The sequence below is a fragment of the Rhodobacter sp. NTK016B genome, from assembly GCF_017303295.1.
Lineage (GTDB): Bacteria > Pseudomonadota > Alphaproteobacteria > Rhodobacterales > Rhodobacteraceae > Pararhodobacter.
In genome coordinates this window covers 102,610-114,859 of the sequence record NZ_JAFKOK010000009.1, presented here as the reverse complement: position 1 = coordinate 114,859, position 12,250 = coordinate 102,610, and the positions used below count along the sequence as shown (strand labels likewise).

The following is a 12,250-nucleotide window of genomic DNA, read 5'->3' as shown; positions in this document are numbered from 1 at the left end:
CCGAAGGGGCAAGTATCTGTGCCATTCAGGGAGGATCAAGAATGGACGCTCAAACACCGCTGTTTCCCAGCGCCTATGACGTGAAGGCCCCCGCCGGGGCCGAAGGCTGGGAAAGCATTTATCCCTATTACGTGCTGTTCAGACCCGAGAAACGCGCCGAGGAGGACGGCAAGTTCTGGTTCTGCAACTCGCAGCACTGGCCGACGCCTTTCCGGCCCTTCGACACGATCATGGTCGATTTCGCCACCAAGGGGCTGGGCCAGTACAACACCCGTCACCTGCTGGTGCCGCCGGCCAATGGCGTCGATTACCGGATCCTGAACGGGTATGTCTATTTCTCGCCCATCGGCGTGGCACCCGAGGATATCGAGGCCCGGATCCCGCAATTCCTGGACCGCGCGGGCCATTACTACATGAACTGGGATTCGTTGCTGGCCAACTGGAAGACCAAGGTCATGGCCACGATCGGCGAGCTCGACGCGATCGAATTCGAGGAACTGCCCGAGGTCGTCGATGTCGACTGGGTGAAAGAGGGCAAGGGGCTCGACAACACCTATGACCTGTTCAACCGCTACGACGATGCGATCCGGCTCTGCTACAAGATCTGGCAGTACCATTTCGAGTTCCTGAATCTCGGCTATGCGGCCTATCTCGACTTCTTCGGCTTCATGAAAGGCGAGTTCCCGCAGATCCCCGATCAGGCCATCGCGAAGATGGTTCAGGGCGTCGACAGCGAATTGTTCCGCCCCGATGACGAGCTGAAGAAGCTGGCGAAGCTGGCGGTCGAAAAGGGCCTTTCGCCGGTCTTTGAAAGCGACCATGTCGATGTGATCCTTGCCGATCTGGCGACCAAGCCGGGCGGCAAGGAATGGCTGGCCGCATGGGATGAAGCCAAGGACCCGTGGTTCAACTTCACGTCCGGCAACGGGTTCTATTCGACCGACAAGTACTGGATCGACCATCTCGACATCCCGATGACCTATCTCAAGGATTACATCAAACGGGTCGAGGCGGGCGACGAGATCATGCGCCCCACCGAAAGGCTGCTGGCCGAGCGTGACCGCATCACCGCCGAATACCGCGAGATGATGGATGAGGAAGCGCAGGCGGTCTTCGATCAGAAGCTGGGCCTGTCGCGCACTGTCTTCCCCTATGTAGAGGACCACAACTTCTACATCGAACATTGGGCGCTTGGTGTGTTCTGGCGCAAGATGCGGCAATTGTCCAAGCTGCTCATGGATCAGGGCCTGTGGGAGACCGAGGACGGCATGTTCTTCCTGTCGCGCAACGAGGTCCGCGACGTGCTGTGGGACTATTCTGCTGCCTGGGCCATCGGCACGACGTTGCAGGGCACCACGCACTGGCCTGAAGAGATCCGGCGCCGCCGGGCCATTGTCGAGGCGCTCGCCTCGGAATCGCCGCAGCCCGCGCTCAACAACCCGCCCGAGGTCATTACCGAGCCCTTCACCATCATGCTGTGGGGCATCACCAGCGACTCGATCAAGCGATGGGCCGGCGAGGGCTCGACGGATGGCGCACTGCACGGCATGGCCGGGTCGCCCGGTGTGGTCGAGGGCGTCGCGCGCGTGCTGCGCTCGCCCGACCAGCTGGGCGAGCTGAAAAAGGGCGAGATCCTTGTCACGCCGGTCACCGCGCCGTCCTGGGCTCCGGTCTTTGGCAAGATCGGTGCGGCGGTCACGGATATCGGCGGGATGATGAGCCACGCGGCCATTGTCTGCCGGGAATACGGGCTGCCCGCCGTGACCGGCACCGGCAATGCCTCGTCGAAGATCAAGACGGGGATGCGGGTGCGGGTGGATGGCAATGCCGGCACCGTGACGATCCTCGAATGAACGCAAGGGGGGCCGCCCCGGCCCCCCGATTTCCTCTTCGCGGAGTTTGCGATGTCTGCCGACCTGTCGCGCTACGATCCTGTCTGGCGCGCCGCCGAACCCTACATGCGCGCGCGCAAGAACGACGTGCATATCCCGTTGTCTTTCGCGTGGTGCGTGAAATTGCTCGACCATTTCCCCGAGGCCGACCGCGATGTCTGCCTGCTGGCGATCCTGCTGCACGATATCGGCTGGTGGGCCATCGACATGGACGAGATCCTCGAACAGGGCTTTCGCTCGGAAAACATCCTGCAATCCGATGTCCGCTACCGGCACGAGGCCGAAGGCGTGCGACTGGGCGCGCAGGTTTTGCAACAGACCGGCTGGTCCGGGGATGTGATCGCGCAGGTCTGCGAGATCATCGACGGCCACGACACCCGCCCCGAGCCGCGCCATCTGAACGACCGGATCGTGCGCGACAGCGACAAGCTGTGGCGCTACGAGGTGACGGGCACCGCTGTGGGCTGCGACTGGTTCGGTGAAACGCCGGTTCAGAACTGCGACCGCAACGAAAAGATCCTGCCGAAATTCGAAACCGAACCGGGCCGCGCCATGGCCGAGGCGGAGCTGGCCAAGACCCGCGCGCTGTTGCTGGCGCATCTGCTTTAGGGGGCGGCGGATGGATATGTTTATCGACGGCCATTCCGTTCCCGCGCAGTCGGGCCAGCGTCTGAGCGTCACCGACCCCGCAACGGGGGAGGCCTTTGACAGCGTACCGCTGGGCGGGGCCGAGGATGCCGGGATCGCCATCGCCTCGGCCGCGCGGGCTTTCGAGAGTTGGAAGCGCATACCGATGAGCGAGCGCGTGCGCCTGCAGAAAGCCTGCGCGCAGGCGATGCGCGACAATGCCGAGCGGATCGGCACCGTGCTGCATCGCGAACTGGGCCGTCCGCTCGCCGGATGCGTGGGCGAAATCGCACGCTCGGCCGATCTGCTGGACATCTATGCCGAGGAAGGCTTGCGCCTGCAGGCCACGATGGCGCTGGGCGCGGCCCCCGGAGAGCGGACCGTGGTCACCCGCGACCCGGTGGGGGTGGTGGTGGCGATCACGCCCTTCAACTATCCGATCACGCTGTTGATGTTCAAACTCGGCGCGGCGCTGATCGCGGGCTGTCCTGTGGTGGTCAAACCCAGCGAGGACACGCCCCTGTCCACGATCTTGCTGGCCGAACTGTTCCACGCCACCGGCCTGCCCGCGGGCCTGTTCAACGTCGTCACCGGCGACCGCGCGCTGGGCGAGGCGCTGGTCGCGCATCCGGTGCCGCGCAAGGTGGCGTTCACCGGCTCGGTTCCGGCGGGCAAGGCCATCGCCGCCGCCTGCGCGGGCACGATGAAGCGCGTCACGCTGGAGCTGGGCGGGCATTCGGCGGCCATCGTCTGCGCCGATGCCGATCTGGACCGCGCCGCGGCCGCCATCACCCGGCACGGCTTCGCCAATTCCGGGCAGTTCTGCTACCGCGTCAACCGGGTCTATATCGAGCGCACGGTCTACGACGCGATGCTGGAACGGCTCGCCACTGGGGCCGAGGGGCTGACACTGGCCCCGGCTGGCGGGCAGGGGGATCTGGGCCCGCTCGTCAACGACCGCATCTTCGCCAACAGCGAAAGGCAGATCGCCGACGCCCGTGCCAAGGGCGCGCGGATTCTGACCGGCGGTACGCGCGCCTCGGGTCCCGGCTTTGCGCAGGGGCATTACCTGCCGCCCACGCTGATCGCCGACGCCACGCCCGAGATGCTGGTCATGCGCGAAGAGACCTTCGGCCCGGTCATCGGCCTGTCGCCGGTCGATAATCCAGCCGAGGCGCTGCGGCTCGCCAATGACTCGCGCTTCGGGCTCGCCGGGTTCGTCTTCACCCGCGATCTCGCGACGGGGCTGGCGCTGTGCGAGGGGATCGAGGCGGGCTCGGTCTGGCTCAACGATATCCAGCGCTCGAGCCATTACGTGCCCTTCGGTGGCATGAAGGAAAGCGGGCTGGGCCGGGAAAAGGGCCGCTACGGTGTCGAAAGCTACCTTGAATACAAGACGATGTATCTGAGCTGGGAGGAGGCGCTGTGACCCCCGACGAGACATTCCTGCCCCGCGATCTGCCGCTCTGGCACGACGCGCGGCCCTATCTCGACGTGCGCAACAATGACGAGCACACGATCGTCGCCTATGGCCTTGCGCGCGCGCTGCTGGCGCAGATCCCCGAGGCCGATGACAGCGTCGTCCTGCCCGCCATCGTGCTGCATGACGTGGGCTGGAAGCGCATCCCCGAGGATCTGCTGCTGCTGGCCATCGGGCGCAACCCCACACGCAAGGATCTGGTCCGCGAGCACGAGCTGCACTCGGTCGAAATCGCGCGCGAGATCCTTGAAAAGCACCGGCCCGACGGGGTGGATATCGACGCGGTTCTGGCGGTGATCGACGGCCACGACACGGTGAAAGAGGCCAAGAACATTAACGACGCGGTGATGAAGGATGCCGACAAGGGCTGGCGCACCACGCCGCACGGAATGCGCACCATCGCGGGCTGGTACGATGTGCCGGTGACCGAGATCCTGCACATGCTGCGCGAGCGCTCGAACCCGCTGATGCTGACCCCGCAGGGCCGCGCCATGGCCGAGGCGAACACCGCCGCCGTCTGGGCTGAGGAGTCGATCCACCGCTATCTGGGCCACGGCCCGACCTACACCACCCTGAAACCCAGCGAAGGAACCTGAACGTGAGCGAGATCGCACTGAACGGAAACCGCGTCATCGTCACCGGCGCGGGCGGTGGGCTGGGCCGGGCCTTTGCGCAGGCCTTTGCCGGGGCCGGTGCCCGGGTCGTGGCGGCCGACATCAACCGTGCCGGGGCCGAGGAAACCGCCGCCCTCATCGTCGGGCAGGGCGGCGAAGCCTTCGCTGCCGAGGTCGATGTGACCAAGACCGCCTCGTGCCGGGCGCTGGTGGACACGGCGCAGACCGCGCTGGGCGGGATAGACACGCTGGTCAACAACGCCGCGCTCTATGCCGGGCTGGAACGCCGTCCCTTCGAAGAGATCGAGGAAGAGGTCTGGGACAGCGTGATGGCGGTGAACATCAAGGGCGTCTGGCAGATGACACGCGCGGTCTCGGGCGCGATGCGCGGGGGCGGGGGCGGCTCGATCATCAACATCGCCTCGGCGACGGTTTTCTCGGGCTCGCCGATGTGGCTGCATTACGTCGCCTCGAAAGGCGCGGTCATCGCCATGACCCGCACCATGGCGCGCGAGATGGGGCAGGACGGGATCCGCGTCAATGTCATCGCGCCGGGCTTCACGCTGACCGAGGCAAGCCTTGCGCTGATCGAGAACGCGGCGGGCTACGGGGTGGATCGCGCCGCGCTGAAACGCAACGCGTCCACCGACGACATTACCGGCGGCGCGTTGTATCTTGCATCGACCCTGTCGTCTTTCGTGACCGGCCAGACGCTGGTGATCGACGGCGGAAAACAATTCATCTGAGAGGGCAGCATGGTCAAAGTCACCTTTATCGAAGAAAACGGCACCCGGCGCGAAATCGACGCCGTGCCCGGCGATCCGCTGATGTATTCGGCCCGCGACGCGGGGATCGAGGGGATTATCGCCGAATGCGGCGGCTCGGCGATGTGCGCGACCTGCCATTGCTATCTGGTCGAGGCGCCGAACGGTCCCTTGCCCGAACCCCAGCCCAGCGAGGCCGACACGCTGGAATTCATGGCCAACGAGCCGCGCGACGCGTCGCGGCTGACCTGTCAGATCACCGTGACCGAGGCGCTTGAAGGCGCGGTCTTCCACGTGGCAACGGGGCGCTGAGGCCGGGCACACTGGCCCAGTGTGTCTGGCCCAGTGTGCCCGGCCTCGTGTGTCTGGCGTCGTGGCCGGTGGGCGCGGTCGGAATTGAGTATTTGGAGCAAAGTGAAAGGGCGGAGGCCTGCGGCTGTCAGCGCGCGAGGACCCCGCCGTCGATCACGAGGCTTGTGCCGGTGACGAAATCGGACGCGGCAGAGGCGAGATACAGCAGCGTGCCCTTGATCTCGTCGGCCTCGGCCAGCCGTTTCATCGGCGTGTAATCGGCCATGAGACGCGCGGCGTCCTCGCTGCGCGGGCGGCCTTCGGTGCGAAAGAAACCCGGGCAGATCGCGTTCACCTGAATGCCGGAACCTGCGTATTCCAGCGCCAGTTCGCGCGTCAGGTTGACGACCGCGCCCTTTGACGCGGCATAGGCCGGGCGCGGAAACAGGCCGGCGGGGCCGACATGGCCCCACATCGACGCGACGTTGATGATCTTGCCGTGGCCCTGTCGCACCATGACCCGAAGCGCCGCGCGGTTGGTGTGGAAGACGCCGTTCAGATTGACGTCGATCGTGGCCCGCCAGCTTTCAGTGCTGCTTTCGTGCAGCCGCGCGCGGTCGGGATCCGAGATCCCGGCATTCGCCACGCAGATATCGAGCCCGCCAAAGGCCGCCTCGCTCTGCGCGACGGCGTCTTCGACCGACGGCAGGTCTGTCACGTCGGCCTCGACGCCCAGAACCTGCCTGCCCGCGCCGTTCATCCGCGCCACGATGTCGGCCAGAGCCGCGTTATCGCGGTCGACCAGCACCACGCGCGCACCGTTTTCGGCGAGTGCCTCGGCCATAGCACGGCCGAGGCCCGAGGCGGCGCCGGTGACCAGCGCCGCCTTGCCATCGACCGAGAAGAGCCGCGTCAGGCTCATCCGCGTTTCGCCGCGAAATCCGCGAACCAGTCCAGCGCGTCGGGGTTCTTCGTCGCGTCGCGGCTGGCGACCTTGCCGACCGGCTGGCCCAGCAGCAGCTTGCGCACCGGAACTTCCATCTTCTTGCCGGTCAGGGTGGTCGGGATCTCGGGCGTCTCGACGATCTCGTCGGGGACGTGGCGCGGGCTGCGTTCGGAGCGCAGGCGCTTTACGATCTCGGCGCGCTTGGCGTCGTCGAGCGCGACATCCGGCTGCATCTGCACGAAGAGTGGCATGTAATAGCCGCCCTTGCCGTCCTCGATGCAGATGATGAGGCTGTCAGCGATCCCGTCGATACCCTCCATCGTACGGTAGATCTCGGCCGAGCCGATGCGCACGCCGAAGCGGTTGAGCGTCGCGTCCGAGCGGCCCAGCACGTAGCTGCCGCCGCGCTCGTTGAATCGCACGCGGTCGCCGTGGCGCCAGATGCCGGGATAGGTGTCGAAATAGCTGTCCTCGTAGCGCGAGAAATCGTCGTCGCCCCACAGGAACAGCGGCATCGAGGGCATCGGCTTGCGGATCACCAGTTCGCCCACCTCGTTGATGACCTCGTTGCCGTCATCGTCGAAGGCGCAGGCATCGCAACCCAGCGCAGGCACCTGAATTTCGCCCGCGCGTACCGGCAGCAGGGCGGTGCCCACAAGGATGCCGGCGCAGATCTCGGTCCCGCCCGATTGGGTGGTCGCGAAGAGATCTTCCTTCACCCCTTCATGCACCCAGGCGAGGATCTCGGGCGTGGCGGGCGAGCCGGTCAGGAACATGCTTTTGAGCGGCGACAGGTCATAGTCGCGGCCCGGCACGATTCCCTGCTGGCGCACCATGGTCATGAAGGTGGGCGAGACGCCGAAATGGCTGACCTTGGTCGCTTCGATGATGCGCCACAGGGCACCGGCATCGGGATAGGTGGGGTGGCCGTCATAGAGCGTCGACGCACCGTTCAGCAGCGGGCCGTGCATCAGCGTGTTCCACACCATCCAGCCGGTGGTGGAATAGCAGAAATACGTATCGCCCGCGCCCAGATCGAGCGCGAAGGCCGCGTTTTTCAGATGCTCGAGCACGATGCCGTGGTGCGACTGCACGATCGGTTTGGGCAGGCCGGTCGTGCCCGAAGAGAACAGCGTCCAGAGCGGGTGATCCGAGGCGACGCGCTCGTAGTGGAAATCCTCGCGCGCGATATCCGGGCCGGTGAACAGGTCGTCCCAGCCGAGCACCTCACCGCCGAATTCGGGCGCTTTCGCCGCGCCGGGCAGGTAGTCGAGCATCACCAGCGTCGTTGCCGTCGGCAATTGCGCGAGGATCTTGGTCAGATCGCCGGTGCGGTCGAAATCTTTGCCGCCATAGCGATAGCCGTTGACGGCGAAAACCAGCTTGGGCTCGATCTGGCTGAACCGGTCGATCACCGTCTGCGGCCCGAATTCGGGGGCCGCCGTGGCCCATGTCGCGCCAAGGGCGGTCGCGGCCAGCATGGCGATCACGGTTTCGGGGATGTTGGGCATATAGGCGACAATGCGGTCGCCCTTGGTGACGCCCAACTCGCGCAGCCGGGTGGCAAGCTTGCGCACCTGTCCGCCGACCTCGGCCCAGGACAGCGCGGCGAGGGGGCGGGTTTCCGAGCAATGGTGCAGCATCGTGCGCGCGGGGTCGCCGGTTGCCTCGTGGCGCAGGACCTGCTCGGCGAAATTCATCCGCGTGCCGGTGAACCAGCGGGTACGGGGCATGGGATCGTCGGTGACGACCTGCTGCAGCTCGCCTTCCATCTCGATGCCGAAAAAGTCGCGCAGCGCCGACCAGAACCCGTCGAGATCGGTCACCGACCAGCGATGCAGCGCGAAGTAGTCGTCGAATACGTGGCCGCGCTCGGCAAGGAATGCGAGAAAATCGGTGACGACGGCTTTCGACAGCCGTTCTTCCGATGCCTGCCAGAGAATATCGCCTTCGGTGACCATTATGCCCTCTCCTCGGTATCTGTCTGCGTCGCGAACCAGGGCTGGTCTGCGAAGCCGTCGAGTGACGCGAGCACCACTTGCGCGCGTTCGGCAGAGGGGTACTCGTTGAACCCGGCAAGGTCCACCACCCCGGTGGTCACCCCCACGCAGAAGGCCCCGGCCTTGCGGCCCATACGGATTTCGAGCTTCGGGTCGTCGCCGACGATCACCATTTCCTCGGGGCGCGCCCCGGTAAGCGCGCTGACGATATCGAGCCCCGCCGCTTCGGGCTTGCCGAAGACGGTGACGGGCACGCCGGTGGCATTGGTCAGCGCGGCGGCGATGGCGCCCGAAATGCCCAGCAGCTTCTTTCCGCCCGCACCCGCGAAATAAGGCGCGACCGAACCCGCGAAGGGCTTGGCGCCGTTCCAAACGGCCTGCACCACGGCCTCAACCTGCTCGGCGTTGAAATCCTTGCTCCAGCCCAGCAGCACGGCATCGACGGCGGGCGCGTCCTTGGTGGGCGCGATCACCTCGATCCCGGCGTCTTGCACGGGAACCGTCGTGCCGTCGGCGCCCATGACCATGATGCGCGTATAGCCCATCGCCTTGAGCGCCCGGGCGGCCACGACAGCGGGGGTCAGGATGTGACCGGGCTCAAGCACCAGCCCGGCCTCGGCCAGCAGCGGGTAGTAATGCGCGGGCGGAAAGAACGTGCCGTTGGTATAGGCCACGACGGGCAGACCCATCGCTTTGCAATCGGCCAGCGCCTGCACGGCGCCGGGCAGGGCGGTATAGGTGCCCTTTTCCTTGTCCATCAGCGCCAGCGTGCCATCGATGTCGAAGACCACGGCCTTGATCGGATGGGTGTGCATTACGGGCTTCCTTTCAGTTCCAGTTTCAGCCCCGGCTTTTCGATCCGGATCGCGCCCAGACCCTTGCGCGCGGTCAGCTCTTTCATCAGATGCAAAACGGGCCGCGATTTGGGGTCATAGCCGCGACGCGCCGGTCCGGCGGCGACCATGGCGTCCACCTGATCGCCGGGCATGACCGCGCGCAAGAGGAATTCCTCGTCGCTATAGCCGGTCCCGATCTTCGCGCGCAATTCATCGAGCGAGCCCATATGCGGCTCTTCCTCCAATTCGCGCGCGCGCTTGGTGTCGCGGATCCGCGACTCGACATCCTTGTCCATCGACATCGCAGGCTGACCGAAACGGCCCAGAACGTAGCGCGTCACCTCGTCGGGGATGGTCTTGTAACGCTCGCCCTGCATGACATTCATCAGCGCCATGGTGCCCACGACCTGCGAAAACGGCGTGACCATGATCGGATAGCCCAGCTCGGCGCGCACCTGCTCGACCTCGTCCAGCACCTGGGGCAGCAGGTCCAGCCTGCGGATTTCCCCCAGCTGGCGCTTCATCGTGCCCATCATCCCGCCCGGCATCTGGTGGCGGAAATAGGCGCGGTCGAATTCGCCGGGTTGGCCGTGAACGAGCCCCTCGGCGGCGACCAGCGCGTCGAAATAGGCGTCCATCTGCGCGACGGCCTCGTCATCGACATCGACCGAATGCCCCAGATCGCGCAGGTTGCCGATGACCGAGGTCGCCCAAGGCTGCGCGGTGCCGTTGGCTGCGCCTTTGGCCGCCGTGTGCAGGGTTGTGGCGCCCAGCGGGGCCGCTTCGAGATAGCTGAAAGGCGCAAGCCCGATCGTGGTGTGGGAATGGAATTCCAGCGGCACCTCGCCCATCACCGCCTTCAGGGCCGGGATCAGGGTTTTCGCCCGCTCGGCCGTGACCAGCCCGCCGGGGTCTTTCAGATACAGCCGGTCGAATTGCCCGGTCGCGGTCAGCTTGCGCGCGGCCTCGGCAAAATGGGCGTCGTCATGCAGCGGCGACAGGGTGAAGGTCAGCGCGGCGACGATCTGGCTGCCGCCGGCGCGCCGGGTGATGCCCGCCATATTCAGCATCGCGGGGACGTTGTTCATCGGGTCCATGATGGCGAACCGGCGAATGCCGTTGTTAACCAGCAGCCGGAAGGCGAATTCCATCAACTCGTCCGACGCCACTTCCCACGAGATAAAGCGCATGCCGGTGGTCAGGAATTGCAGCGGCGTGGTCGGACAGGCCTCGGCCATCAGGCGCAGGCGTTCCCACGGGTTTTCCTTCTTGAAGCGCACCGCGACGCCCATATGGGTCGAGGCAAGGAAGTCGATGGCGTGAAAGCCCACGCGCTCCATTACCGGGGCGATCTGCAGCATCATGCCGGTATCGAGACCCGTGGCCCCCCAGTTCGACTGGTTGCCATCGCGCAGCGTCGTGTCGATCAGCTCGATACTCATGCGTTTTCTCCCAGTTTGGGCAACAGCCCGCCAAGATAGGTCGTATCGACGCCGCCCTTGCAAAAGGCCGGATCCGACAGGATCGCGCGGTGCAGGGGGGCGTTGGTGGTGATGCCTTCGAGCACGCAGACATCGAGCGCCGTGAGCATCCGCGCAATCGCTTCGTCGCGCGAAGGCCCCCATGTGATCAGCTTCGCCACCATCGAATCGTAATAGGGCGGGATCATCGCGCCGGGCTGCATATGGGTGTCGACCCGCAAACCCGGCAGAGCGGGGAACCATGCCTGTGTGACCCGACCGGGCGAGGGCATGAAGTCGCGGGCGATATCTTCGGCATTCAGGCGGCATTCCACGGCGTGGCCGCTCAGGTGGATGTCGTCTTGCGTCATGGGCAGGGGGTTGCCCTCAGCGATGGCGATCTGCAGGGCGATCAGGTCGAGGCCGGTGATCGCCTCGGTCACCGGATGCTCGACTTGCACCCGCGCGTTCATCTCGAGAAAGTAGAATTCCGAGCGTTCGACATCGACGAGGAATTCGACCGTGCCCAGCGAGCGATAGCCGATATGCGTGGCGTAGCGCACCGCGGCGTCGAGCAAACCCTGCCGCAGCGCGTCCGGCAGATTGGGCGCGGGTGCTTCCTCGACCACCTTCTGATAGCGGCGCTGGACCGAGCAATCGCGCTCGCCCGCATGCAGGACCGTGTCGCCATCCGACAGGATCTGCACCTCGACATGCCGGCCGACAGTGACGAAGCGTTCCAGATAGACGCGCGGATCGCCAAAGGCCGCTTCGGCCTCGGCCATCGCCATGTCGAGCTGGGCGGGCAGCGATTTCGCGTCATCGACGCGCTTCATCCCCTTCCCGCCGCCCCCCGACACGGCCTTGATGAGCAACGGAAAGCCCACCTCTTCGGCCAGCGCCGTCGCATCGTCGAGCGTCTCGACCGTGCCGCCCGGCACCACCGGCACCTGCGCTGCAACCGCGTGAGAGCGCGCGGTCAGCTTGTCGCCCACAGCGGTCAGATTGTCGGGCGAGGGGCCGATGAAGATCAGGCCCTCATCGGCGCAGGCCTGCGCTAATTCGCGATTTTCCGAAAGAAAGCCATAGCCCGGATGCACGGCGTCGCAGCCGGTGCCTTTGGCGGCTTCGATCACGGTTCCCACGCGCAGATAGCTGTCCTTCGACGGTGCCGGTCCCAGCACTACCGCGCGAGTGGCAAGTTTCGCGCCCAGACTGTCGGCATCGGCCGCCGAGACGCCCAGCACTGTCTCGATGCCCAGGGCCCGCGCGGTGCGGATGATGCGCACGGCGATCTCGCCGCGATTGGCGATAAAGATCCTGCGGATGCTGGCCATGGG

General features: G+C 65.7%; 11 protein-coding genes. 6 read left to right on the top strand and 5 right to left on the bottom strand.

What is annotated here, in order from left to right; translation table 11 throughout:
- The first annotated feature begins 41 nt into the window (after positions 1-41).
- The 6 genes from JI664_RS13280 to JI664_RS13255 are packed head-to-tail and all read left to right on the top strand — an operon-like array spanning position 42 to position 5,689.
- Positions 42-1,853 (top strand): PEP-utilizing enzyme, encoded by a 1,812-nt coding sequence (locus JI664_RS13280; RefSeq protein ID WP_207014237.1) that lies wholly within the window; start codon positions 42-44, stop codon positions 1,851-1,853.
- 51 nt (positions 1,854-1,904) lie between these two features.
- A complete protein-coding gene (locus JI664_RS13275) occupies positions 1,905-2,501 on the top strand; it encodes an HD domain-containing protein (RefSeq protein WP_207014236.1) in 597 nt (198 codons plus the stop codon).
- Between the two features lie 10 nt (positions 2,502-2,511).
- Positions 2,512-3,948 (top strand): aldehyde dehydrogenase family protein, encoded by a 1,437-nt coding sequence (locus JI664_RS13270; RefSeq protein ID WP_207014235.1) that lies wholly within the window; start codon positions 2,512-2,514, stop codon positions 3,946-3,948.
- A complete protein-coding gene (locus JI664_RS13265) occupies positions 3,945-4,595 on the top strand; it encodes an HD domain-containing protein (protein WP_207014234.1) in 651 nt (216 codons plus the stop codon). The genes JI664_RS13270 and JI664_RS13265 overlap by 4 nt, the downstream gene beginning before the upstream one ends.
- 2 nt (positions 4,596-4,597) lie before the next feature.
- Positions 4,598-5,359, top strand: coding sequence for an SDR family NAD(P)-dependent oxidoreductase (locus tag JI664_RS13260; protein WP_207014233.1), 762 nt, complete (start codon positions 4,598-4,600; stop codon positions 5,357-5,359).
- 9 nt (positions 5,360-5,368) lie between these two features.
- Positions 5,369-5,689 (top strand): 2Fe-2S iron-sulfur cluster-binding protein, encoded by a 321-nt coding sequence (locus JI664_RS13255; protein WP_207014232.1) that lies wholly within the window; start codon positions 5,369-5,371, stop codon positions 5,687-5,689.
- A gap of 127 nt (positions 5,690-5,816) precedes the next feature.
- Here JI664_RS13255 and JI664_RS13250 read toward each other — a convergent pair whose 3' ends face one another.
- From JI664_RS13250 to JI664_RS13230, 5 genes are read right to left on the bottom strand one after another with little or no spacing between them, the layout of a single operon-like run.
- Positions 5,817-6,590, bottom strand: a complete 774-nt coding sequence (locus JI664_RS13250; protein WP_207014231.1) for an SDR family NAD(P)-dependent oxidoreductase — start codon at positions 6,588-6,590, stop codon at positions 5,817-5,819.
- Positions 6,587-8,575, bottom strand: coding sequence for an acetoacetate--CoA ligase (locus tag JI664_RS13245; RefSeq protein WP_207014230.1), 1,989 nt, complete (start codon positions 8,573-8,575; stop codon positions 6,587-6,589). The genes JI664_RS13250 and JI664_RS13245 overlap by 4 nt, the downstream gene beginning before the upstream one ends.
- Positions 8,575-9,429, bottom strand: a complete 855-nt coding sequence (locus tag JI664_RS13240) for an HAD-IIA family hydrolase (RefSeq protein WP_207014229.1) — start codon at positions 9,427-9,429, stop codon at positions 8,575-8,577. Before JI664_RS13240 ends, JI664_RS13245 begins: the two co-directional genes overlap by 1 nt.
- Positions 9,429-10,892 carry a hypothetical protein gene (locus JI664_RS13235; RefSeq protein ID WP_207014228.1) on the bottom strand — a complete coding sequence of 488 codons (1,464 nt, stop codon included), beginning with the start codon at positions 10,890-10,892 and terminating at the stop codon, positions 9,429-9,431. Before JI664_RS13235 ends, JI664_RS13240 begins: the two co-directional genes overlap by 1 nt.
- Positions 10,889-12,247, bottom strand: coding sequence for an acetyl-CoA carboxylase biotin carboxylase subunit (locus JI664_RS13230; protein WP_207014227.1), 1,359 nt, complete (start codon positions 12,245-12,247; stop codon positions 10,889-10,891). The genes JI664_RS13235 and JI664_RS13230 overlap by 4 nt, the downstream gene beginning before the upstream one ends.
- Positions 12,248-12,250: the final 3 nt, after the last annotated feature.

What these genes read in the sequence shown, in the direction of transcription:
- JI664_RS13280 (WP_207014237.1), top strand. Translation starts at nt 42, where the DNA reads ATGGACGCTCAAACACCGCTGTTTCCCAGCGCCTATGACGTGAAGGCC.
- JI664_RS13275 (WP_207014236.1), top strand. Translation starts at nt 1,905, where the DNA reads ATGTCTGCCGACCTGTCGCGCTACGATCCTGTCTGGCGCGCCGCCGAA.
- JI664_RS13270 (WP_207014235.1), top strand. Translation starts at nt 2,512, where the DNA reads ATGGATATGTTTATCGACGGCCATTCCGTTCCCGCGCAGTCGGGCCAG.
- JI664_RS13255 (WP_207014232.1), top strand. Translation starts at nt 5,369, where the DNA reads ATGGTCAAAGTCACCTTTATCGAAGAAAACGGCACCCGGCGCGAAATC.
- JI664_RS13250 (WP_207014231.1), bottom strand. Translation starts at nt 6,590, where the DNA reads ATGAGCCTGACGCGGCTCTTCTCGGTCGATGGCAAGGCGGCGCTGGTC.
- JI664_RS13245 (WP_207014230.1), bottom strand. Translation starts at nt 8,575, where the DNA reads ATGGTCACCGAAGGCGATATTCTCTGGCAGGCATCGGAAGAACGGCTG.
- JI664_RS13240 (WP_207014229.1), bottom strand. Translation starts at nt 9,429, where the DNA reads ATGCACACCCATCCGATCAAGGCCGTGGTCTTCGACATCGATGGCACG.
- JI664_RS13235 (WP_207014228.1), bottom strand. Translation starts at nt 10,892, where the DNA reads ATGAGTATCGAGCTGATCGACACGACGCTGCGCGATGGCAACCAGTCG.
- JI664_RS13230 (WP_207014227.1), bottom strand. Translation starts at nt 12,247, where the DNA reads ATGGCCAGCATCCGCAGGATCTTTATCGCCAATCGCGGCGAGATCGCC.